The organism is Ensifer oleiphilus, assembly GCF_013371465.1.
Lineage (GTDB): Bacteria > Pseudomonadota > Alphaproteobacteria > Rhizobiales > Rhizobiaceae > Ensifer > Ensifer oleiphilus.
In genome coordinates this window covers 935,191-957,545 of record NZ_JABWDU010000002.1, presented here as the reverse complement: position 1 = coordinate 957,545, position 22,355 = coordinate 935,191, and the positions used below count along the sequence as shown (strand labels likewise).

Below are 22,355 nucleotides of genomic sequence, written 5' to 3'. Positions count from 1 at the left end.
CTTTATCCCTTGGCTTGTTTCACCAGCCCGGCGATGACGTCGCGCACGGTCATGCCTTCGGCACGGGCGGCGAAGGTCAGCGCCATGCGGTGCTGGAGAACGGGTTCGGCGAGCGCCAGTATATCGTCAATCGACGGCGCAAGCCGCCCATCGTAGAGCGCGCGGGCGCGGGCGCACAGCATCAGCGCCTGTCCGGCGCGCGGGCCCGGGCCCCAGGCGACGTTCTTGTCGGTGGCCGCGTTGCCGTTGCCGGGCCGGGCGGAGCGCACCAGATCGAGGATGGCATCGACCACCTTCTCGCCGACCGGCATCTGGCGGATGAGGCTCTGGATCTGCTGCAGGCGGGCGGCATCGATGACGGGACGGGCGGTCGCTTCGGCAGTGCCCGTGGTCTCAAGCAGGATCTGGCGCTCGGCGGCAAGCTCGGGATAGCCGACGTCGACCTGCATCAGGAAGCGGTCGAGCTGCGCCTCGGGCAGGGGATAGGTGCCTTCCTGCTCCAGCGGGTTCTGGGTGGCCAGCACATGGAACGGCTGCGGCAGGTCCTTGCGGGCGCCGGCAACGGTGATGTGATATTCCTGCATCGCCTGCAGCAACGCCGACTGCGTGCGCGGCGATGCGCGGTTGATCTCGTCGGCCATCAGGAGCTGCGTGAAGATCGGGCCGGGGATGAAACGGAAGGAGCGATGGCCGGCGGCATCCTGGTCCATCACTTCGGAGCCGAGAATATCCGACGGCATCAGGTCGGGCGTGAACTGGACGCGGCTGGAATCGAGCCCGAGAACGGTGCCGAGCGTTGCCACCAGCTTGGTCTTGGCAAGGCCGGGCACGCCGACGAGCAGGGCGTGGCCGCCCGACAGGACCGCAAGCAGGGTCTGCTCGACCACTGTCTCCTGGCCGAAGATGACCTTGCCGACTTCGGCGCGCACGAGCGCGATTTCCGCAAGCGCGTTTTCCGCCGCGGCAACGATCGCCTTTTCGTCGGTCGCTTCGCTTGCGCCCTTCATCACACTCATGGTCGTACTCCCCGGTCGCCCGTTGTTGAACCGAATCGCCCCGCCGGGGAATTTCAGTTGCCTTATTCCAATTTAGACCCTGGCTGACGGCTGACAAGTCGCCGCAGACGCACTATCTCGTGACATCATACACGCCGCATCTTGCGACGGCATACACGCCTCCGGTGCAAAATCGGGGCCAATCGGGACGGAACGATGGCAGAAGCCGAAATTCAGCGAACCGGAGACGCGGCCGGACTGGCGGCGCTGATATCGCGCGCGGCCGGCCAGGCGGGCGACGGCAAGCGCGGCCTGCCGCCCGTGGAGCGCTGGAATCCGCCATTCTGCGGCGAAATCGACATGGAAATCCGCGCGGACGGCACCTGGTTCTATCTCGGCACGCCGATCGGACGGCAGCCACTGGTGCGGCTGTTCTCCACAGTTTTGCGCAAGGACGAGGACGGGGTCACCTATCTGGTGACGCCTGTGGAAAAGGTGGCGATCCGGATCGTCGACGCGCCCTTCATTGCCGTCGAAATGAGCGTCACTCAGAACGACGGCGTGCAGGTGCTGACATATCGCACCAATGTCGGCGACGTCGTCGAGGCGGGGCCCGACCATGCCTTGCGTTTCGTCATTCACGGCGAGAACCGTGAGCTGAAGCCGTACCTGCATGTGCGCGGTCGTCTCGAAGCACTGGTGTCGCGGCCCGTCATGTACGATCTCGTCGAGCTCGGCGAGGTCGTGGTGGTCGATGGCGTCGAGATGTTCTGCGTGCGCTCGGGTGGCTCCGTCTTCCCGATCATGCCTGCTGCCGAGCTGGAAGCGCTGTCGCGATGAACGGGCATCCCTATTCCGCCGACGAATTTCGCCGCCGGGCGCTGACCCAGATGGGCGGGCCGGTGGAAAGCTCCTGGCGGGAGCACGGCGATTTCCTGCTCAACCCGGGCATCGTGCCGCATCTCGAGACCCTGCAGCTGAAGGATGCGGCGGTGCTGGTGCCGGTGGTCGACGACGGCGAGGATGCGTATGTCATCTTCACCCAGCGCACCGCCAGCCTGCGCAAGCATTCCGGCCAGGTGGCGTTTCCCGGCGGCGCGGTCGATCCCGATGACCGGTCGATCGAGCTTGCCGCCCTTCGCGAGGCGCAGGAGGAGATCGGTCTCGATCCACGCTTTGTGGAAACTATCGGGCGGCTGCCGCATTACATGGCGTTGTCCGGCTTCAAGATCACGCCGGTCCTGGCGGTGGTGCAGCCCGGCTTCGAACTGGTGCCGAACCCCGACGAGGTCGAAAGCGTCTTCGAAGTGCCGCTGTCTTTCCTGATGAATCCTGGCAACCATGGCCGCGGAAGCGGCCACTGGCAGGGTGAGGACCGGCATTTCTATCGCATGCCCTATGGTGACAGGAATATCTGGGGTATCACCGCCGGCATCGTCAGAATGCTTTATGAAAGGCTTTATGCATGACCTCGGTTGCCGGTGAGAGCTGGTTTTCTGCTCCATCCCTTCGCCGCGTCTTCGATCTCCTGAACGCCGAGGGCGGGGAGGCGCGCGTCGTCGGCGGTGCGGTGCGCAACAGCCTGATGGGCGTGCCGGCCGGCGATGTCGACATGGCCACAACCTGGCATCCCCAAGACGTGTCCGATCGCGCGAAGGCTGCCGGCATCAAGGTGGTGCCGACGGGTATCGACCATGGCACGGTGACGCTGGTCGTCGACGGCACGCCCTATGAGGTGACGACGCTGCGCCGTGACGTCGCGACCGACGGGCGCCGGGCAGAAGTGGCCTTCGGAACCGACTGGAAGATGGATGCCGAGCGGCGTGATTTTACCATCAACGCGCTCTATGCCAATCAAAAGGGTGAGGTCATCGACGATGTCGGCGGCCTTGCCGATATCGAGAGCCGGACCCTGCGCTTCATCGGCAATGCGGCCGAGCGGGTGGCCGAGGATTATCTGCGCATCCTGCGTTTCTTCCGCTTCTTCGCCCATTACGGCAACGGCCGGCCCGATGCCGATGGCCTTCGGGCCTGCGCGCAGGCGCGCTCGAAGCTGTCGACGCTTTCGGCTGAACGGGTGTGGGCCGAGACGAAGAAGCTGCTTTCGGCCGAGGATCCGGGGCGTGCGCTGCTCTGGATGCGCCAGGCGGGCGTGTTGACCGAGATCCTGCCCGAGACGGCAAAATGGGGCATCGACGCCATTCCGGAACTGGTTGCCGCCGAGCGCGCATTCTCGTGGGTTCCCGATCCGCTCTTGCGCCTTGCGGCAATCGTTCCACCGGACGCAGAGCGTCTCGAAGCCATGGCGGCACGGCTGCGCCTGTCTAAGGCGGAGGCCGCGTATTTTTCGCGCTTTGCCAATGCGCCGGCGATACCCGCAAAGACCGTTGATGCGGCACTCGACCGGTTGCTCTACCGCCACGGTGCCGAGGGGATCTCCGCTCGGCTTCGGCTGGCGCTTTCCTCGGCGAGACGCAAATCCGAAAACGATCCGTCCTTGCTGGCCGAAACCGCTGCCTTCCAACGTCTTTTGAAGCGAAGCGAGGCCTGGGCGCGCCCGAGCTTCCCGCTGACGGGCGCGGATGTGCTGAAGGCCGGCATCCCCGCCGGGCCGCGGGTCGGCGAAATCCTCAGCGAGTTGGAGACCTTGTGGGTCGAACGCAACTTCAGCGTCGACCGGGCGAACCTTGTCGCAAGGCTCGAGGCTTTGGTGCCGCGCGCCTGAAGCGCGCGGCGTGAGATCTAGAGTCGAGGTCCATGATGACCTGGCGGGAAAGCGCCAAGTGTAATAGACGACGGATCTCGGCTGGCACCAGATATGTGCCGTGATCGAGAAACCTGTGGGCTCCCGGAATGAGTGGGCCGAGAGGCTGCTACTTGGTCGGCCTCACCAGCGAGATGACCCGCGGCTTGGATGGCGCGTCGAGCCACTCGATCCACTTGTCCCGTTCCTCGGTCGTATCGAAGAACCGCCAGAGCTTGTACTCTTCTTCGGTGGTCTGCAGCATCTCGCCGATGGACACGAGCTCCAGGGGCAACATCACCTCATTGCCGTCGAAGCGAACGAAATAGATCCCTTCGGCAGCAAGACGAATAACCTGACCAGTGCCGTAACTCCCATCGGGATCATCGACCGTGAAGTACATGCCGGTCAAAGTGTCAAAAACTTTGTCGTTCATAGGTTCCGAGTGCCAGTTAAAGAAATGCATGACGTGAGACGTTCGCGCAGGCGGCCGGCCAACGCAAGTGATCACCACGACAGACGACGGCGAAACGCCGCGTGCTGTTCAGTTGGCTATAGAGCGTGAGGGCCGCGCGGGTCAAATCTCCTTTGCACCGGTGCCGCTCGTCCACGGGATAACAGGACGGGCGATGCAAAGGGCTCAAGGGCTGGCGGGGCGCCTCGCAACGCCCAGATCCGGCGGTCGCGATCGTTTTGCCCGACGCACTGGGTCTCCGCCACGCACCACTGTCGGGCGGGAGGGCTCACGAGACGCGTCGCGGGTCTGTATCGGTGTGAAACCCGCGCGCGTTCGGGGCATATGCAGCTTCGTCAGGCGGCCTTTGTCTCTTCGACGATGCGCGCCTTGATGTTGTCGATCATGTTTTCGCGGATCATGGTTTCGCCGTGGGCCTGGCGCATGTGGTCCACCACGCGGCGGACGATTTCGGCGTCGTTATCGGCGCGGGTGTGCCATTCGCAACCCGGGACAAGAGAACCGCATTCAAACAGGCGCATGATGTTCCTCCTTCCGATGTGAGCTCAATGCAAGGGGTTGGTCACGCGCATCTCCTGTGCGCGCCACGGATCCCAGCGTAACATCAACCCCCGGGCCGACCAAATTGTTCCAGCCTGCCGTGCGGCAAGAAACCGTTATAGACATGCGGGTCGATGGTGTTATGGGTTTGCGGTAACAAGAGACACAAAGGCCTTCTTTGCCCATGACCACCACCGTTCAATCGGAACTGATCGCCGCTATCCGCAATATTCCCGACTATCCGAAGCCGGGCGTCATGTTCCGCGACATCACCACGCTGCTCGGCAATCCGCGTGCGTTCCGTCGTGCGATCGACGAACTGGTGCATCCTTATGCCGGCACCAAGATTGACAAGATCGCCGGCATCGAGGCGCGCGGTTTCATCCTTGGCGGCGCGATCGCGCATCAGCTTTCCTCCGGTTTCGTGCCGATCCGCAAGAAGGGCAAGCTGCCGCATGACACGGTGCGCATCGCCTATAGCCTCGAATACGGCGTCGACGAGATGGAGATGCACAAGGATGCGCTCAAGCCGGGCGAGAAGGTCATTCTGGTCGACGACCTGATCGCGACCGGCGGCACGGCCGAAGCCGCCGTCAAGCTGCTGAAGCAGATGGGCGCTGATATCGTCGCGGCCTGTTTCGTCATCGACCTGCCGGAACTCGGCGGCCGCAAGAAGCTCGAGGCGCTCGGCGTCAACGTCCGCACGCTGATCGAATTCGAAGGCCACTGAGGGCCCAAGCCCTTAGGCGCGATTGATCGTCGGCAGCATCAGTTGCACCTCGCGCTGTGTTGCCGGCGTCAGTGTTTCCACTTCCTTGCGCCAGAAGGCGTCGGCTTCTGGCGGTTCGTCTTCCCAGCTTCTGATCGAGGTTTCGTTATCGTCGATGGCCACGCGTCGGTGGCCGCCGAGGCGAAGATATTCCTCCGCCAATTCGCGAACATGGGTCTTTTCCATCGATAGCCCTCCGGTACTTCCGGTCGAAGCTCCTCTGCGCCCGGGCCTGTCGGCGACGGCGTGGAGCTTGGAAGGTCCGAACGGATTTTACGCCCAAATCGTTCCTGACTTAAGGAATTAGATTGTCGCCCGCCCTTGGCACGGGCGGCAATCGGGACGATCTGGGTTCTTGGTTTTGCGCATGTCCGGGCGGGAATCCGCTTCGCACTTTTCCTGGTAGTGCTTTAAACGAACTCGATGACCTTGCTTTCGAAGCGGATGACCGCTTCGCCGTGCTGGTTTTCGCCTTCGCAGAGAATGGTGTTGATCCGCCAGCCGGGCCGCGAAGCGAGCGTGCGGCTTTCGAGGAACGTCACGGCATAGGTGACGATGTCGCCGGCATAGACCGGCTTCAGCCATTTCAGATCGCGAAAACCGGGCGAGGGGCCGAGCCTTGGGGCCTGCAGGCCTTCGGCGGCGAGCCGCCTCTGTTCATCCTTCCAGAACCGGACGAAACATTGCATCCATCCGGCCGAGGTGTGCCAGCCGGAGGCACAGAGGCCGCCGAACAGCGAATGCCGGGCCTCCTCGGCGTCGAGATGGAAGGGCTGCGGATCGAAGTCGCGGGCGAAACGAACGATATCCTCGGCGGTAAAGGTCAGGCTGCCGATGACGGTCCTGCGACCGGTGGCGTAGAATTCCTCCATCGTCATCATCAGTGTTGAACCTTGTCGCGGCAGCGGAAAAGGACCGAACATTCCGACACCGCCACCGGCTCGCCGGCCTGGTTGACGATTTCGTTGCGGAACCTGACGATGCCGAGACCCGGCTTGGACTTCGAGCGGCGCGCTTCCATCACCTGGCTGAAGCCAGTCAAGACGTCGCCGGCAAGCACCGGCTTCTTCCAGTCCATGAAATCGATTCCGGGTGAGCCCTGGGACGTGGACTGACCCATGAAGGCGTCGAGCATCATGCGCATGCCGACCGCGCTGGTATGCCAGCCGGAGGCCGACAACCCGCCGAGAATGCTGCGTTTGCCGGCTTCCTCGTCGAGATGCATCGGCTGCGGGTCGAATTCATGAGCAAAGGCGATCATATCGGAAGGCTTCATTTCGACCGGTGTGTAGTCGAAGCGTCGCCCTTCGGAAAAGTCCTCGAAATACAGCATGCTTGAGTTGTCCCGTCTGATTTGCTGACGCTCTACGTACTTCATAATTTCTCAAATCGGAATCGCTTTGAGCAAGGTTTGAAGCGTGGGCGCTCATGCCAGGTGACGGCCACAGCAAGGATTTCCAGGTTGCGCATGCCGCATGTTCATGCAACCACCTGTTTTGGAAATGCAACGATCCGCGTTTGATTGAGGATGCCCGTGACCGAACTGAACAGGGCGCTCGCAGGAGCTGCCGAAAAAGGGATCATCTCTGCCCATCAGGTGAGCGATCTCGAAGCCTATCTGGCCGATCGCGGCATCAACTTTGGGCCCGTATCAGTGGATGCTGCCGTGGATCGCGACGACGCTGCGCTGGATGCTCAGGCCGCCGAAGACAGCGAACAGCCACGGTTCGTCCGGGGATTTCACGATATCCTGATCACCATCGGTGTCGTGGTCGTCCTGATCGGTCTTTGGGGCTTGGGTGGTCCGTTCGCAACGCTGCCGGTCATACTCGTGCTTGCGGAAATTCTGGTTCGGCGTCAGCGATTGGCCTTGCCGTCCGTGGCGCTGACGGTTGCCCTCGTGCATTGGGTCGGGACGACTGCACTATGGTTCGTCGGCGAACATGAGGATGCCTGGAAGCCGCTCGTCTTTGTTCTTTCCTATCTCTCGGCGTTTCCGATCCCACTGGGCCTGTTCTACTGGCGCTATCGCGTTCCGCTGGCGCTGGCCGGGCTGATGGTGTCGGTCGCACTCATCTGCGTGGTCGCGGTCCTTCTTGGCTTGGAGAGGATCCTGGGGATCGACCTGGCCAACGACAATCACTTCGCACTTCTCGCGCTCACCGTTCTTGCCGGAGCCCTCGGCCTGTTTGCGGTCGCCATGCGCTACGACGTTTCCGACCCGCAGCGTTTGACCACGCGCTCGGACACGGCGTTCTGGCTGCATCTGGCCGCAGCCCCTGCGTTGCTTTACGCGCTGATCGGCTTGGTCTTCGTGTCGAACGGCGGCGCCACGTGGTGGGACGGGCAGGCAGGGCCTGGCCAGGCGATTGCCGCCATTCTGATCGTTGCCCTGTTCATGCTGGTCGGATTGATCATTGACCGCCGCGCCTTCGTCACCTCCGGACTTCTGTCGCTGGGCGGTGCGATCTGGACCATGCTCAACCAGACCGGCGCGTCGGTCGACAACTACGTCTTCATCGCGTTCGCGGTGGTCGGCGTCTCCGTGCTGGTCATCGGCATCTTCTGGCAGAAGCTGCGGCGCATGGTCATGCGCCTGCTGCCGGAAACGATTACGGCGCGGTTGCATGCCGCGCCGTAGTATGGGGTCGTGCGAATGGTTGCGCGATTGAAGCGCGCCTCAGCCCGTTGTCTTACGTGTTGAAGCGGAAGTGAATGACGTCGCCGTCCTGGACGACGTATTCCTTGCCTTCGTCACGGGCCTTGCCGGCTTCCTTCGCACCGACTTCGCCGCCGAGCGCAATGTAGTCGTCAAAAGCGATGGTGTTGGCGCGGATGAAACCGCGTTCGAAGTCGGTGTGGATGACGCCGGCGGCCTGCGGTGCCTTGGTGCCGCGCTGGATCGTCCAGGCGCGCGTCTCCTTGGGGCCGACTGTGAAGTAGGTGATGAGGTCGAGCAGCTTGTAGCCGGCTCGGATCAGGCGGTCGAGGCCGGCTTCTTCCAGACCGAGCGCGCTCAGGAATTCCTTGGCTTCCTCTTCGGGCAGCTGCGCCACTTCGGATTCAATCGCCGCCGAGATCACGACGCTCTCAGCGCCCTGCGCCTTGGCCATTTCGGCAACCGCGCGCGTGTGTTCGTTGCCGTCGACGGCATCGCTTTCCGCGACGTTGCAGACGTAGAGCACCGGATGCGCGGTCAGAAGGTTGAGGCCCTGCAGGATGCGCAGTTCTTCGGCGTCGAGCTTGGCAAGCAGCGTGCGCACCGGCTTGCCGTCCTGCAGCAACTTCAGCGAGGCTTCCATGATCGGCAGCTGAGCGACGGAGTCCTTGTCCTTGCCGCCGGCGCGCTTGCGGGTCTGGTCTGTCCGGCGCTCGAGGCTGTCGAGGTCGGCGAGCATCAGCTCGGTCTCGATCGTCTCGGCATCGGCGACCGGGTTAATGCGGCCTTCGACGTGGGTGATGTCGTCATCCTCGAAGCAGCGCAGAACGTGCACGACCGCATCCACTTCGCGGATGTTGGCGAGGAACTGGTTGCCGAGGCCTTCACCCTTCGACGCACCGCGCACTAGGCCGGCGATATCGACGAAGGAGATGCGCGTCGGGATGATTTCCTTCGACTTGGCGATGTCGGCCAGCTTGCGCATGCGCGGATCGGGAACCGCGACTTCGCCGGTGTTCGGCTCGATCGTGCAGAACGGATAGTTGGCCGCCTGAGCCGCCGCCGTCTTGGTGAGCGCGTTGAAGAGGGTGGACTTGCCGACGTTCGGCAGCCCGACAATACCGCATTTAAAGCCCATGGCTAAAACCTGTCGTTCTCGAATTCGTTGGGCGTGGCTATGGGATAAAGGAGCCGAACGGTCAAGCCTTCGCGCGTTTTGGCGCGGCGAAGGAGCGGGCTTTTGCTTGATTGGCGGCGTCTGGCGTAGGATATTGAATGCCAGCGTCCGGGGCCGAGTGGCCGACCGTGACCGCCTTCCTGTCATCAACGGGTGGATTCCGATGAGTGACGATGGTCTTGCTGCAAAACCGAAGCTCAAGCCGAAACCGAAACTGGAGCGGCCGAAACTCTACAAGGTCATTCTCGTCAACGACGACTACACGCCGCGTGACTTCGTCGTGATGGTGCTGAAGGCCGTGTTCCATATGAGCGAGGAGGCGGGCTATCGGGTGATGATGACGGCGCACAAGCTCGGTGTTTCCGTTGTCGTCGTGTGTGTGCGCGATATCGCCGAGACCAAGGCCAAGGAGGCGACGGATCTCGCCAAGGACGCCGGCTTCCCGCTGATGTTCATGACCGAGCCGGAAGAGTGACTGCCAGGGGCGACAGTCAGGGGCGGCGGATCTGGTAGCCCGTCTTGTCCTGCCGGAAGCCGCAATTCTCGTAAAAGCGCAGCGTCGCCGGATCCTTCGATCCCGTCAGCAGCATCACCTTATAGCAGCCGGCGGCCCAGGCTTGGGCAATTGCGTGTCTTATCAACGAGCCGGCGAAGCCCTGCCGGCGGAAAGCGGCTGAGGTGACCACGTTTTCGATGAGGGCGTAGGGCGCCCCACCCCGTGTCAGGTTCGGCACGGCGACCAGCGTAACTGAAGCAGCCGCGATTTCGCCGGCGAGGCCGATGAAAATCGTCATGCCGGGATGGGTAAGGATCGCCGCGAAGCGGTCGGTGGCCATTGCTGATTCCAGCGCCACGTCGTCCGGGTTCAGTTCGCCATAAAGCGCAAGCAGGCCAGGCAGATCGCCTGCCCGGGCGGCACGGATCGAGAAGGGCGAGGGCGACACGTCTCAGTCGCCCTTGGGGCCGAACAGTTTCTTCAGCATGTCGGCCATCGGGCCGCTTGTCGGCAGCTTCTTCGGCTGGGCCGAATTGCGCGCCTGATGGATGTGGGATTGGGCGCCCGGCTTCTTGTGGGCCTGCGGCTTGTCCTCGTCCGGCTTGCCGCCGGTCGCAAGCGCGATCTTGTTGAGGATCTGCGAATCCTCGCCGCGCACCAGCATGTCGGCATTGTCGGCGATGGCGTCGAGCAGCGGCACCAGCCAGGTCTGATCCACCTTGGCGAAATCGCCAAGCACATGGGCGTGGACGAGATCCTTGACGCCGGGGTGGCCGATGCCGAGCCGCAGGCGCCGATACTCCTTGCCGCAATGGGCGTCGATCGACTTGATGCCATTGTGGCCTCCGTGGCCGCCGCCGACCTTGATGCGGGCTTTCGCGGCCGGCAGATCCAGCTCGTCATAGATGACGGTGATGTCTTTCGGCGCAAGCTTGTAGAAGCGCATGGCCTCGCCGACCGCCTCGCCGGAGAGGTTCATGAAGGTCTGCGGCTTCATCAGCAGTACGCGCTCTCCGCCGATCTCGCCTTCGGCGATCTCGGACTTGAACTTCTTCGACCAGGAGGAAAAATTGTGGCGGCGATGGATGACGTCGACTGCCATGAAACCGATATTGTGGCGGTTTGAGGCATATTTCGAACCTGGATTGCCAAGTCCTGCGATGATCAGCATGTCGTTACGCTCCGTCGGGCTTTCCCCGCTTCACGAGCGCGAAACGCCAGCGGAGTCAATCCTTATTTCGTCGCCTGCACGCTTCCGCTCGGCCGCAGGCCGTAGCGATCGAAGATCGCATCCTGGGTGCCGTTGCCGATCAGGCGGTCCAACTCGCGCTGCATCTTCTCGACCGTTTGCTTGTCCATGTCGCGGTGGCAGGCGATTCCGTAGTACTTTCCTTCCAGCATCAGCGCCGCCTCGACGGGCTTGCCTTCGGCGCGCATGCTTTCGAAGGTCTTTTCCGATGTCATCATCAGATCGATGCGGCCGGCAATCAGCTTCTTCAGCGTCGAGTCCAGGTTGGTGGCATAGTCGATCTTCCGAAAGCCGTGTTCCATGAGGTAGGTGGCGGAGAAATCTTCCCGTTGGGTGCCGATGGTGAACCGCTTTGCCGCATCGATGGTATCGGGGGCGATGTCCGATCCCTTGCGCCGGACCATGATCATGTGGTCGACCAGCAGCGGCTGCACCCATTGAAACCGCTTCTCGCGCTCGGCGTTAAGGCCGGTGGTGAAGACGCAATGGGACGCATCGGTTTCAGCCAGCATGTAGGCGCGCGCCCAGGGCAGGACCTCGATCGTATAGGGAAGCTTGAGGGCGTCCATGATTGCCGCCACCTGCTCGACCGAGGAACCGTTGGCACCGCTCGGAGTCGAGAAGTTGTAGGGCGGGTAGTCCTCGGTGACGAATTTGATCGTCTGCGCTTCGGCGGCGGTGGAAAGGCCGAGGAAGAATGCCAGTATCAGCTCTTTCACGCCTTGCTCCTTTGCGCCGGTGTCCGGGCGCTATCCTTGAGTGTTAGCTTTGACTTCGGAGTCGCTCTCCAGCATGGCCAGCATCTTGCCGATCGGCATGGGGCGGCTGAAAAGATAACCCTGCCCACAATCCACACCAAGCTTGCGCAGGAGTTGCCATTGCTCCTGGGTCTCGATGCCTTCGGCGACGACGGTGCAGCCCATCTGGTGCGAGATCGTGCGGATGCCCTTGATCAGCATCCGGCTCTTGCGGCGGACGTCGGCCGTGCCGGAGCTGAGCGAGCGGGTGAAGGACTGGTCCACCTTGACGATATCGACCGGGAAACGGTTGAGATAGCTCAGCGACGAGTAGCCTGTTCCGAAGTCGTCAAGCGCAATCCGGCAGCCGAATTCGTTGAGCTGTTTCAGCACGCCATGCACCTCGGGATTGTCGAGCATCAGCACCGCTTCGGTGATTTCGATGACGATCCGGTTCGGCGAGATGTGATGCTTGAGCAGCAGCGCTGCGAGCTTATGCGGCAGCGTCAGCTCGAACTGCAGCGGCGAGAAATTCACTGCCAGGTAGGTGTTCTGCGTGCCGTCGAGGGCGGAGATATCAGCCAGATGGCGGATCGCCTTTTCCAGAATACAGTCGCCGATGCGGGCGATCGTTCCGGTTTCCTCGGCGATGCCGATGATCTTGCCGGGCGGCATGATGCCTTTTTCCGGATGGTTGAGGCGCATCAGTGCCTCGAAGCCGGCGATCTGTCCATCGCTGAGGCTGACGATCGGCTGCAACCAGGCTTCGAAGTGATCGTCCTTGAGCCCCGCCTCGATGCACTGTTCGATCTCGTGGCGCTCGCGCGCGGTATCGAGCATGCTGGCGTCGAACACCTGCAGGCCGTTCTTGCCGTCGTGCTTGCGAGCGTACATCGCCATGTCCGCCTTGAGCAACAGGTCGGAAGCGTTCTCGGCGTGCGCGGGGTAGACCGAGATGCCGACGCTGGCACTGACGAAAAGCTCGTTGCCGGCAATGTGCATGGGTTCGCGCAGGGCATTGACGATGCGCTCGCCGATCTCTGATGCGAGCGTTGCGACGTCGGTGTCCGAAACCAGGATCGCGAATTCGTCGCCGCCAAGGCGTGACATGATGTCGTCAGGGCGCAGGGTGGCACGGATCAGTTCGACCGTGTGGCGCAGAACCTCGTCGCCGGCGGCATGGCCGAAATTGTCGTTGATCCACTTGAAGCGGTCGAGGTCGATGAACAGGCAACCGACCTGGATGCCGGAGGCATCGGCAGTCACGATCGCTTCGTCGAGCGCCGCCTCGAAGCCCTGGCGGTTGAGAAGGCCGGTCAGGTGATCGGTGATCGCCTGCGCATGGTTGCGGCTCTCGGCCTGCTTGAGCGCGGTGACGTCGGTCATGACAGACAGTGACAGGTCGCCGTCCCCCGTCGTTTCCGTCTCCAGGATCAGCACGGTCATGAACTCGCCGTCTGCCTTGCGGAAGGGGACGGTGACCTCGCAGATGTTGTGGTCGCCGACGGCGATGGCTTTGGCATGGCTGCGATAGGTCTCGTGCCAGTGCGGATCGATGAAATCGGTGAAGTTCTCGCCGATTACCTGTTCGCGGGCATAACCGGTCGCCAGCAGCCAGTAATCGCTGACAGCGCAGAGGCGATTGTCGGTATCGAGCGAAAACAGCATGGCCGGGGTCAGGTTGTAGATGTCGGTGGCGCGCTCATGGGCGCACTTCAGCTCCGTCGATTCCCGCTCGAGCCTGTCCTGCATCTCGTTGAAATTGGCGGCAAGCGCCCCCATTTCGTCGTCCGCGATCCAGTCGACGCGGTGGCGCGAGCCCAGGCGCCGCGTTGCCTCGATCGCGGCCGTCAGGCGCATCAGGGGACGGATGACGGTGAAGCGGTTGCCGATGAGTGCGGCGGCAAAAACCGTGGCAACGGCAATAAGCAGGATGGCGAGGATCGCCAGTTCATCCTTGCTGAACTGCGACAGCAAGCCGGGTGTCGGCGCGCGCACTTCGAGACTGCCGATTTCCCTGGTGCCATCGATCGCGTCGTAGGATATGGGGGTTTTCAGCGTGCGGCTCTCGCTATCGACGCCGAGGCCGCCGGAGGGCATCTGCGCGAGGATTGAGCCGGAATTGTCGCGGATGGTGACGGCCAGAATATCCGTGTCGTTCATCAGCGAGCGGGCGATGCGCTTGATGCCGTCGCTGTCAAAATCCCAGATCGGCTTGCCGAGCGCCTCGGCGCTGGCGCCCATCAGAAGTTCGATGTTGTGCAGGCGCTCGCGGGCGACACGTTCGCTGGAGATACTGAGGAAAAGCACGAAGAGTGGGGCAACGAAAACCAGCATCGCACCGCATACAATCGCAATAAATCGGTTCTCGACGGAATGCATCATTGGACGCATCCCCCAGGCGTTGCCACTCGTGTCATTTCGTATTCTCTTTAGACGCTTGCTTACAAATTCCCCGCTGCAAGAACATCATCAAAACCTTAAATGTTGCTGAAATTGCTACATTACAATTCGTGAGGAGGCCCGATCGATTGTATGGGAGCGACAGCGCCGCAACCGGCAGGTTGAACGCAAAAGGCCCGCACCGGTTGCCGGGGCGGGCCTTTCAATGGGTATCGCAGGGGCCGGCAATTGCCGACCGCCGTTTCACCTCAAGGTGAATCAGGCTTCTGCTTCGCCTTCTTCTTCCTTCAGGCCGCCAGCCGGAGCAGCGATCGTGGCAACCGTGAAGTCGCGGTCGGTGATAACCGGGGTCGCGCCCTTCGGCAGCTTGATGTTGGAGATGTGGATCGCGTCGCCGACCTTGTGACCCGACAGGTCAACGGTCAGGAATTCCGGGATGTCGTCGGCAGCAACTGCCAGTTCGACTTCGTGGCGAACGATGTTGAGAACGCCGCCGGCCTTGAGGCCCGGGGACTTCTCTTCGTTGACGAAGTGAACCGGAACCTGAACGGTGACCTTGCTGTCCTTGGAGACGCGCAGGAAGTCAACGTGCATGGTGAAGTCGCGGACCGGATCCAGCTGGTAGTCCTTCGGCAGGACGCGGATCTTTTCGCCGTTGACGTCGATGACCGCAACGGTGGTCATGAAACCGCCGGCGTGGATCTTCATCGTCACGTCCTTGGTGGACAGCGCGATCGAGATGGGGGCCTGCTTGTCACCGTAGATGACAGCCGGGATAAGACCGTTGCGACGAAGTTCACGGGAGGACCCCTTACCAACCCGTTCGCGCGTCTCGGCCTTGAGCTCATAAGTTGCGTGGCTCATAGGTAGACCTTTCTGTGTCTAATTCTGGAGAGTTCATCCGCAATGGCAGAAGAACCGAAGCCGCAAGGGCTTCATCCGCGTTGCCTCCAAGGGTGTCTACGCGGACGGGCGGTGCATAGACGAGAAAACCCGCAAATGCAAGCTTTGCCGCGGTTTTAAGACAACGAGCGCCACGAAACCAACCGGCAAAGGCGGCGTGCTTAAGCCTTTTTGCGTGTGAAGCGCGCAAGTGCCAGCATCAACCCGCCGGCGATCAGCCCCCAGAAGGCACCGGAGATACCGCCGAAGCTGACGCCGGAGGCGGTTACCAGGAAGGTGATTGCGGCCGCCTCGCGCGTCTTTGCCTCCGTGAAGGCCGCCATGGCGGAGCCGGCAAAGGCGCCGACCAGCGCCAGACCGGCAACCGCCTCGATCAATACCGACGGCGCGAGGCTGACGAAGGTGGTGACGGCGCCGGCGAGCAGGCCGAAGATGACATAGAAGACACCGGCAATGATCGTAGACCAATAACGCCGCGCCGGATCCGGATGGCTGTCGGCGCCGGCGCCCATGGCGGCGGTGATTGCCGCAAGGTTGACGGCATGGCCGCCGAAGGGCGCACTCAGCATCGAAAACAGGCCTGTTGTCGCAAACAGCGGACCGGGCGTGGGGTCATAGCCGTTGACCTTCATGACGGCGATACCGGGAATGTTCTGCGACGCCATGGTGACGATGAACAGCGGCAGCGCGATGCTGATCATCGCCGGTGTCGTGAAGGTCGGCATCACGAACTCCGGCCGCGGCACCAGCGCCGAAGACAGCGCGCCCAAGGCATCTGCCGGCATGTCGACACCGAAGGCAATGACGAGCACGAAGGCAAACAGCGCTGCCGGCACCGCATAGAGCTTATTGACGCTGCCGACGATGGCCCAGGCCAGGAGGATGGGCAGGCCGAAGAGCGGGTTGAAGCCGATCGCCTTGACCGGGGCGAAGCAGAGGCTGAGCAGCACGCCGGCCAGCATGGCGTTGGCGAGTGCGGCCGGGATGGACGAAACCATGCGCCCCAGCGGTTTCCACAGACCGGCAATGACGATCAGCAGGCCGCAAACGAGGAAGGCGCCGACGGCGGCGTTGAAGCCGCCCTCGACCACGCCGGAGCTGACGAGAAGGGCGGCGCCGGGCGTCGACCAGGCGATGCTGATCGGCAACCGTGTGGCGGCGCTGAGGATGATGGCGCAGACGCCCATGGAGATCGACAGCGCCATCAAGCCCGATGCGGCCTGCGCTTCTGTCGCGCCAACCCCGCCAAGGCCGTGCAGAACGACGGCAAACGAGCTGGCGAAGCCGACAAAGGCGATGAGCAGACCCATGAACAGGCTCTGGATCGAGAAGTCACGAAGCATGGCTGGCAACCGGTTGTTGTGATGGCGCGTCGAAAGATGCTCGAACTCGCCTATCATATTCGGGCGGCGTGTCGATACCGCCGCCGTGATGAACGCATCAAACACGCTGATGCGGGCATGGACGGTGGACCTTCGTCTTGCTGGACCTCCCGTCCAATCGATGCCTATAGTGCGGCCAAGGCAGTTGCCGCCGTTTGGGAGATCGGCCGGGACCTGCCGTTGCCGGACGTGGCTTCCAGGGAGGAAACCGATGCCTGCCGTCAGGGATCATACGGAATACGTCTACCAGGTTGCGCACCAGTCTTCCGCGGCGGCAAGTTCGCCCGTGGCTGCATCCTGGCGTCGCTGCATGACGCTGCATGGTCTGGCGCCCGAAGAGCGGCGAACGCCGCTTCGACTGTCCGACAGCGAATTCCGATCGGCGCGGCAGCGTTCGGCCGAGTTGATCGCCGAGGCGGGCGGCGAGCTTGACCGGCTGTTTGCCACGGTCGGCAAGGCTGGCTGCTGCCTGCTTCTGACCGACGACAAGGGCGTGGCGCTGGAGCGGCGCGGCGCGGTCGGCGACGATGCGGATTTTCGCGGTGTCGGCCTCTGGTCGGCGACGGTGTGGAGCGAGGCAAGCGTCGGCACCAATGGTATCGGCACGGCGATCGCCGACGAGCGCGCCGTCATCATCCAGCGCGACCAGCATTTCCTCAGCAGCAATATCGGGCTGAGCTGCACCACGGCACCGATCCGAGACCATCTCGGCCGCCTGGCGGCGGCGATCGACATCTCCACCTGCCGCGACGATGCGTCCGAGATCACCCTCTCGCTGCTGTCGCAGGCGGTGCGGGATGCTGCAGGCCGCATCGAGGCAGGGCTTTTCCGCCGGGCCTTTGCCGGCTCGCGTATCGTGCTCGTGCCGGTCGACAGGGCAGGGCCGGCGCTGCTGGCGGTCGATCGCGGCGATCTGGTGCAGGGCGCGACGCGGGCGGCGCGGCAATGGCTCGGTCTCGACGACAAAAGCATTGCCTCGGGCATTCCGGCCTCCGATCTTCTGAAGGAAGGCACATCGGACGATGGGGCAGAGCTCCCGGACGCCGAGCGTGCGGCCCTGCGGCGCGTGCTCTCGCGCGCCAACGGCAATGTCTCGATGGCAGCCGAACTGCTCGGCATCAGCCGCGCCACGCTTTACCGCAAGATGAAGCGGCTTTCCGTCAACTGATCTTAATCAGGCATCCGTGGCTGCCCCTCACCCTAACCCTCTGCCCGCCGAGCGGGGAGAGGGGACGTGCCCGGCCATCGCGGGCCGGAGCCTGATGTGGCGCGGAGAGCGAACCGCTTGTCCCTTCTCCCCGTGATGACGGGGAGAAGGTCCCGGCAGGGGGTTGAGGGGCGTGCCTGGGTCGAAGCGATTGTCTCTGTGACGCATTGCTTGCTGCGCTGCAGCACAGTGACGCGATCCCACCTGTCTCACTTCTGAAACAGATCGCATCGCTGGCGATCGCGCCTCACTATCGCAGGCGCACGTTCGCGATCACCTTCCTCACACAGCTTTGGTTGCTGGTTCACAGGGAGGAATGAACATGTTGCATCAGAAGATCGTCGAGAACCCGTTCAAGCAGAAATACGGCAACTTCATCGGCGGCGAATGGCGCGAGCCGGTGGCCGGGCGCTACTTCGACAATACGACGCCGGTGACCGGCGGCGTGCTGTGCCAGGTTGCGCGCTCAGATGCGGCCGATATCGAGCTGGCGCTCGATGCCGCCCACGCGGTCAAGGAGAAGTGGGCGCGCACATCGGCTGCGGAGCGGTCGAACATCCTCATGAAGATTGCCAGCCGCATGGAAGACAATCTGGAGCTTCTCGCGCGCGCCGAAACCTTCGACAATGGCAAGCCGATCCGCGAAACGATGGCGGCCGATATCCCGCTGGCGATCGACCATTTCCGCTATTTCGCCGCCTGCATCCGCGCCCAGGAAGGCTCGATCGGCGAGATCGACCACGATACGGTCGCCTATCACTTCCACGAGCCGCTCGGCGTCGTCGGCCAGATCATCCCCTGGAACTTTCCGATCCTGATGGCGGCATGGAAGCTGGCGCCGGCGCTTGCCGCCGGCAACTGCGTGGTGCTGAAGCCGGCCGAGCAGACACCCGCGTCCATCCTCGTCTGGGCCGATCTCATCGGCGACCTCCTGCCGGCGGGCGTGCTCAACATCGTCAACGGCTTCGGTCTTGAGGCAGGCAAGCCGCTTGCCACCAGTCCGCGCATCGCCAAGATCGCCTTTACCGGCGAGACGACGACCGGGCGACTGATCATGCAATATGCCAGCCAGAACCTCATTCCCGTCACGCTCGAGCTCGGCGGCAAGTCGCCGAACATCTTCTTTGCCGACGTGCTGGCCGAGGACGACGACTACTTCGACAAGGCGCTCGAAGGGTTCGCGATGTTCGCGCTCAACCAGGGCGAAGTCTGCACCTGCCCGAGCCGGGCCCTGGTTCAGGAAAGCATCTATGATCGCTTCATGGAGCGGGCGCTGAAGCGTGTCGAGGCGATCCGCCAGGGCAATCCGCTCGACAGCGCCACGATGATCGGCGCGCAGGCGTCGAGCGAACAGCTCGAAAAGATCCTCTCCTATATCGACATCGGCCGGCAGGAGGGCGCCGAGGTGCTGACCGGCGGCGGCCGCAACGTGCTGGAAGGTGAGCTGGCGGAGGGCTTCTACGTCAAGCCGACCGTCTTCCGCGGGCACAACAAGATGCGCGTGTTCCAGGAGGAGATCTTCGGGCCGGTGGTGTCCGTCACCACCTTCAAGACGGAAGCCGAGGCGCTGGAGATCGCCAACGATACGCTCTACGGCCTTGGTGCCGGTGTCTGGAGCCGGGACGCCAACCGTTGCTACCGCTTCGGCCGCGAGATCCAGGCGGGCCGCGTGTGGACCAATTGCTACCATGCCTATCCGGCCCATGCGGCCTTCGGCGGCTACAAACAATCGGGCATCGGCCGCGAGACCCACAAGATGATGCTCGACCATTACCAGCAGACCAAGAACATGCTGGTGAGCTACAGCCCGAAGGCGCTCGGCTTCTTCTGAGCCGAGTTCATTCCCTCTCCGCCTTTGGCGGGGAGGGCCTCCCAGGTGCGGCCGAGGGTTCTCCTCCAGCACTCGCCCTCGGCCCCCTGAACTTGAAACCGAAAGGCGCGATACTTGATTTCGCGCATGTCATCATCGCGAAACCGCTGCTCACTTTTGTGCGACATGCGCAAGGAGGCTCGACATGACGGCCACCGAACTGCGGGTGCTTGCGACCGACGCCGCGCTCGACTTCATCGCTGAGATCAGGCGTGACCATCCGGACATTCTGTTCCATCAATCGGGGGGCTGTTGCGACGGCTCTTCGCCGATGTGTTATCCCGCCGACGACTACATCGTCGGCGACAATGACGTGAAGCTTGGCGAGATCGGCGGCGTTCCCGTCTATATCAGCGCCAGCCAGTTCGAGGTCTGGAAGCACACGCAGCTCATCATAGACGTGGTGCCGGGCAGGGGCGGCATGTTCTCGCTCGACAACGGCCGCGAGCGCCGGTTCCTGACGCGCTCTCGTCTGTTCGGCGGCGCGGAGGCTTGCCCACTTGCAGCCACGGCGACAAGCGCCGGCGCATGACCACTCCTTCCGTCAGGGGGACCTGACAGCCGTTTCCTCGGTCGGTCAGCATTCGCGACCGCTTTCGTGCGATCCGCGCGTGCTCTACTGCAGGCTGCCGTCGCCGCCACGGTCTGCCGCTTTGAAATCGGCCATCACACTGTTCAGGAACTCGCTCTGGGTGATCTTGCCGTCGCGGTTCACATTGACGGCGGCAAACTGTTGCGCGTTCAGGACAGGCGCTGCCTCCTCAGTGCTCAGGGTGCCATCCTTGTTCTTGTCCAGGCTTACGAAAGCCGTTGTCATGAAGCCCTGATACTCGGGCCGGCTGACCACGCCGTCGCCGTCGCGGTCAAGCCGATCCATTTGCCCCTGATACATCGCCGCAGGCCTATCCTGGGCGGCGACCGGAGCGAGCTGGCAAAGCACGGATGCCATCAGCAGCGCTACTTTTCGCATCTCGTAGCCTTTCGCAATCAGCGGCAAGTCAAGGCAGCACCGGCCGCACCGCCAAGCGTGGCGCCGCCGCCGACAGCCCAGAGCTGGCCGCTGCCCGCGCCGATGGCCGAGCCGGCGAACCCGCCAAGGATTGCGCCGCTGACGGTGCCGGCTAGGCAGCCGAAATCGCCTGTGCTCGTCCGAGAGGACGTAGCAGTATTGCAGCCAGACAAGGCAAGGCCGCTTGCAAGAACGAGGGTTAGCGTAAAATTACTCATCTTTTCCTCCAAATTATCCGTGCGTGATCGGCATAGATCGGTGGAGCCGCCACCGGGGTGGCGCTGCATGAAAGTGGCTTTCCGAAGATATCCTTCGAAGTATCAAGAGGTCTTCTATTCGAGAAGAACCTTATCGATGAACTATGCAGTCTGCAGAGAAAGACGTTGGCTGCAGGGGGCAAATGCTACCCCTACGGATGGAAGATGACAACTCTTAGGGTGGGTAATTAAGCGCGCCGCCGCCTGGCCAGACGCGCAAATATCACTGTAGCACTTTGATTTGTCGCACAATTTCATCCTTAAATAGTTTCCGATTTAAGGATCAAATTATGCGACAAGGCGTGCCGCACAAAAATGCACAGCCGTTTTGCGACGCCGACATACGTGAAATCAAGCCGTGGAAGCGCGTTGCATAAAGCTGTTTAGACGCAACGCGCTGGTCCGGAGCCACGGAAAATGACGGCCCAATCCCGCTTCACGACAGCGGTTACTTTTGCCGGCAGGTCGAACCGGCCTCAGTCGAAGAGGCTCGAAACCGATTCTTCCTGGCTGGTGCGATTGATCGCTTCGCCGAGCAGGGTCGCCGTCGTGATGACGCGAATGTTGTGGGCGGACTGGACGGCCGTCGTCGGCTGAATCGAGTCGGTGATGACAAGTTCCTTCAGCATCGACGAGGTGACGCGGGCAACCGCGCCGCCCGACAGCACACCATGGGTGATATAGGCGGTGACGCTGGTTGCGCCGTTCTTCAGAAGGGCTTCTGCTGCATTGCAGAGCGTGCCGCCGGAATCGACGATGTCGTCGATCAGCAGGCAGTCCTTGCCCTTGACGTCGCCGATGACGTTCATCACTTCGGATTCACCCGGGCGGTCACGGCGCTTGTCGACGATGGCCAGCAGACAGTCGAGACGCTTGGCGAGCGCACGGGCGCGCACCACGCCGCCGACGTCGGGCGAAACGACCATGACGTTCTTCAGGTCGTAGTTTTCCTTGACGTCGCGGGCGAGGATCGGGATCGCATAGAGGTTGTCGGTCGGGATATCGAAGAAGCCCTGAATCTGGCCTGCATGAAGATCGAGGGTCAGAACGCGGTCGGCGCCGGCCTCGGTGATGAGGTTGGAAACCAGCTTGGCTGAGATCGGCGTGCGCGGACCGGGCTTACGGTCCTGGCGGGCATAGCCGAAATAGGGCAGCACCGCGGTGATGCGGCGGGCCGAGGAGCGACGCACCGCATCGATCATGATGAGCAGTTCCATCAGGTGATCGTTGGTGGGGAACGAGGTCGACTGGATGATGAAGACATCCTCGCCGCGCACGTTTTCGCCGATCTCGACGAAAATCTCCTGGTCGGCAAACCGTCTTACGGTCGCTTTCCCAAGAGGCAGGTTGAGATAGTTGCAGATCGCTTCGGCCAGCAGCCGGTTCGAATTGCCTGCGAAAACCTTCATTGACGGACCGCCTTGAGCTGGCGCGGCTACCGTCCGGGTTCATCCGGGAGCGGCATTTTCCGCGCAGATTCCGAG

At 62.6% G+C, this 22,355-nt stretch carries 25 protein-coding genes; 9 read left to right on the top strand and 16 right to left on the bottom strand.

What is annotated here, in order from left to right; translation table 11 throughout:
* Positions 1-2: 2 nt before the first annotated feature.
* Positions 3-1,016 carry an AAA family ATPase gene (locus HT585_RS11385; RefSeq protein WP_176352985.1) on the bottom strand — a complete coding sequence of 338 codons (1,014 nt, stop codon included), beginning with the start codon at positions 1,014-1,016 and terminating at the stop codon, positions 3-5.
* Between the two features lie 195 nt (positions 1,017-1,211).
* On the opposite strand from HT585_RS11385, the gene HT585_RS11380 reads away from it, so the two are divergent.
* Genes HT585_RS11380 through HT585_RS11370 form a run of 3 tightly spaced genes read left to right on the top strand, consistent with a single transcriptional unit; the run spans position 1,212 to position 3,720 of the window.
* Positions 1,212-1,835, top strand: coding sequence for a DUF1285 domain-containing protein (locus tag HT585_RS11380; protein WP_176352984.1), 624 nt, complete (start codon positions 1,212-1,214; stop codon positions 1,833-1,835).
* Entirely contained in the window at positions 1,832-2,464 is a 633-nt protein-coding gene (locus tag HT585_RS11375; protein WP_176352983.1) for a CoA pyrophosphatase, read from the top strand. Before HT585_RS11380 ends, HT585_RS11375 begins: the two co-directional genes overlap by 4 nt.
* The gene (locus HT585_RS11370) at positions 2,461-3,720 is read left to right on the top strand and encodes a CCA tRNA nucleotidyltransferase (RefSeq protein WP_176352982.1); all 1,260 of its coding nucleotides are present in this window, start codon (positions 2,461-2,463) and stop codon (positions 3,718-3,720) included. Before HT585_RS11375 ends, HT585_RS11370 begins: the two co-directional genes overlap by 4 nt.
* A 148-nt stretch (positions 3,721-3,868) precedes the next feature.
* Here the strand turns inward: HT585_RS11370 and HT585_RS11365 are convergent, their stop codons facing one another.
* Both HT585_RS11365 and HT585_RS11360 read right to left on the bottom strand, forming a co-directional pair.
* Positions 3,869-4,174 carry a hypothetical protein gene (locus HT585_RS11365; protein WP_176352981.1) on the bottom strand — a complete coding sequence of 102 codons (306 nt, stop codon included), beginning with the start codon at positions 4,172-4,174 and terminating at the stop codon, positions 3,869-3,871.
* A gap of 374 nt (positions 4,175-4,548) precedes the next feature.
* Positions 4,549-4,734: a DUF1059 domain-containing protein gene (locus tag HT585_RS11360; RefSeq protein WP_173420814.1), complete on the bottom strand. Its 186-nt coding sequence runs from the start codon at positions 4,732-4,734 to the stop codon at positions 4,549-4,551.
* A gap of 203 nt (positions 4,735-4,937) precedes the next feature.
* Here HT585_RS11360 and HT585_RS11355 point away from each other — a divergent pair, with 203 nt between their 5' ends.
* Complete coding sequence (locus HT585_RS11355; protein ID WP_176352980.1) at positions 4,938-5,483, top strand: adenine phosphoribosyltransferase; 546 nt, start codon at positions 4,938-4,940, stop codon at positions 5,481-5,483.
* A 12-nt stretch (positions 5,484-5,495) separates the two neighbouring features.
* On the opposite strand, the gene HT585_RS11350 is transcribed toward HT585_RS11355, so the two are convergent.
* From HT585_RS11350 to HT585_RS11340, 3 genes are all read right to left on the bottom strand, one after another.
* Positions 5,496-5,708, bottom strand: a complete 213-nt coding sequence (locus HT585_RS11350) for a hypothetical protein (RefSeq protein WP_025427942.1) — start codon at positions 5,706-5,708, stop codon at positions 5,496-5,498.
* Positions 5,709-5,932: 224 nt separating this feature from the next.
* Positions 5,933-6,403: a MaoC family dehydratase gene (locus tag HT585_RS11345; RefSeq protein ID WP_176352979.1), complete on the bottom strand. Its 471-nt coding sequence runs from the start codon at positions 6,401-6,403 to the stop codon at positions 5,933-5,935.
* Positions 6,403-6,855: a MaoC family dehydratase gene (locus tag HT585_RS11340; RefSeq protein WP_176352978.1), complete on the bottom strand. Its 453-nt coding sequence runs from the start codon at positions 6,853-6,855 to the stop codon at positions 6,403-6,405. Before HT585_RS11340 ends, HT585_RS11345 begins: the two co-directional genes overlap by 1 nt.
* 201 nt (positions 6,856-7,056) lie before the next feature.
* Here HT585_RS11340 and HT585_RS11335 point away from each other — a divergent pair, with 201 nt between their 5' ends.
* On the top strand, positions 7,057-8,163 hold the full coding sequence (locus HT585_RS11335; RefSeq protein ID WP_176352977.1) for a hypothetical protein: 1,107 nt from the start codon (positions 7,057-7,059) through the stop codon (positions 8,161-8,163).
* 52 nt (positions 8,164-8,215) lie between these two features.
* Here HT585_RS11335 and ychF read toward each other — a convergent pair whose 3' ends face one another.
* Positions 8,216-9,319 carry a redox-regulated ATPase YchF gene (gene ychF / locus HT585_RS11330; RefSeq protein ID WP_077503441.1) on the bottom strand — a complete coding sequence of 368 codons (1,104 nt, stop codon included), beginning with the start codon at positions 9,317-9,319 and terminating at the stop codon, positions 8,216-8,218.
* A gap of 202 nt (positions 9,320-9,521) precedes the next feature.
* On the opposite strand from ychF, the gene clpS reads away from it, so the two are divergent.
* Positions 9,522-9,833 (top strand): ATP-dependent Clp protease adapter ClpS, encoded by a 312-nt coding sequence (gene clpS / locus HT585_RS11325; RefSeq protein WP_176352976.1) that lies wholly within the window; start codon positions 9,522-9,524, stop codon positions 9,831-9,833.
* Positions 9,834-9,849: 16 nt separating this feature from the next.
* Here clpS and HT585_RS11320 read toward each other — a convergent pair whose 3' ends face one another.
* The 6 genes from HT585_RS11320 to HT585_RS11295 form a co-directional block, all read right to left on the bottom strand.
* Positions 9,850-10,302: a GNAT family N-acetyltransferase gene (locus HT585_RS11320; RefSeq protein WP_343213956.1), complete on the bottom strand. Its 453-nt coding sequence runs from the start codon at positions 10,300-10,302 to the stop codon at positions 9,850-9,852.
* 3 nt (positions 10,303-10,305) lie between these two features.
* A complete protein-coding gene (gene pth, locus HT585_RS11315) occupies positions 10,306-11,025 on the bottom strand; it encodes an aminoacyl-tRNA hydrolase (RefSeq protein WP_176352975.1) in 720 nt (239 codons plus the stop codon).
* Between the two features lie 62 nt (positions 11,026-11,087).
* Positions 11,088-11,822: a transporter substrate-binding domain-containing protein gene (locus HT585_RS11310; protein ID WP_176352974.1), complete on the bottom strand. Its 735-nt coding sequence runs from the start codon at positions 11,820-11,822 to the stop codon at positions 11,088-11,090.
* 30 nt (positions 11,823-11,852) lie between these two features.
* Complete coding sequence (locus tag HT585_RS11305; protein WP_176352973.1) at positions 11,853-14,225, bottom strand: putative bifunctional diguanylate cyclase/phosphodiesterase; 2,373 nt, start codon at positions 14,223-14,225, stop codon at positions 11,853-11,855.
* Between the two features lie 276 nt (positions 14,226-14,501).
* Positions 14,502-15,107 carry a 50S ribosomal protein L25/general stress protein Ctc gene (locus HT585_RS11300; protein WP_176352972.1) on the bottom strand — a complete coding sequence of 202 codons (606 nt, stop codon included), beginning with the start codon at positions 15,105-15,107 and terminating at the stop codon, positions 14,502-14,504.
* Between the two features lie 200 nt (positions 15,108-15,307).
* Positions 15,308-16,489 (bottom strand): benzoate/H(+) symporter BenE family transporter, encoded by a 1,182-nt coding sequence (locus HT585_RS11295; protein ID WP_176352971.1) that lies wholly within the window; start codon positions 16,487-16,489, stop codon positions 15,308-15,310.
* Between the two features lie 250 nt (positions 16,490-16,739).
* Here HT585_RS11295 and HT585_RS11290 point away from each other — a divergent pair, with 250 nt between their 5' ends.
* The 3 genes from HT585_RS11290 (at position 16,740) to HT585_RS11280 (ending at position 20,137) form a co-directional block, all read left to right on the top strand.
* Positions 16,740-17,696, top strand: a complete 957-nt coding sequence (locus HT585_RS11290) for a helix-turn-helix domain-containing protein (RefSeq protein WP_176352970.1) — start codon at positions 16,740-16,742, stop codon at positions 17,694-17,696.
* A gap of 361 nt (positions 17,697-18,057) precedes the next feature.
* Positions 18,058-19,566, top strand: a complete 1,509-nt coding sequence (adh, locus tag HT585_RS11285; protein ID WP_176352969.1) for an aldehyde dehydrogenase — start codon at positions 18,058-18,060, stop codon at positions 19,564-19,566.
* Positions 19,567-19,750: 184 nt separating this feature from the next.
* The gene (locus tag HT585_RS11280; RefSeq protein WP_176352968.1) at positions 19,751-20,137 is read left to right on the top strand and encodes a DUF779 domain-containing protein; all 387 of its coding nucleotides are present in this window, start codon (positions 19,751-19,753) and stop codon (positions 20,135-20,137) included.
* Positions 20,138-20,221: 84 nt separating this feature from the next.
* Here the strand turns inward: HT585_RS11280 and HT585_RS11275 are convergent, their stop codons facing one another.
* The 3 genes from HT585_RS11275 to HT585_RS11265 all read right to left on the bottom strand — a co-directional run bounded on the left by HT585_RS11275 (position 20,222) and on the right by HT585_RS11265 (position 22,280).
* The gene (locus HT585_RS11275; protein ID WP_176353279.1) at positions 20,222-20,575 is read right to left on the bottom strand and encodes an EF-hand domain-containing protein; all 354 of its coding nucleotides are present in this window, start codon (positions 20,573-20,575) and stop codon (positions 20,222-20,224) included.
* A 17-nt stretch (positions 20,576-20,592) separates the two neighbouring features.
* Positions 20,593-20,832, bottom strand: a complete 240-nt coding sequence (locus HT585_RS11270; RefSeq protein ID WP_173420798.1) for a hypothetical protein — start codon at positions 20,830-20,832, stop codon at positions 20,593-20,595.
* A 515-nt stretch (positions 20,833-21,347) separates the two neighbouring features.
* Entirely contained in the window at positions 21,348-22,280 is a 933-nt protein-coding gene (locus HT585_RS11265; RefSeq protein WP_025427925.1) for a ribose-phosphate pyrophosphokinase, read from the bottom strand.
* Positions 22,281-22,355 lie beyond the last annotated feature (75 nt).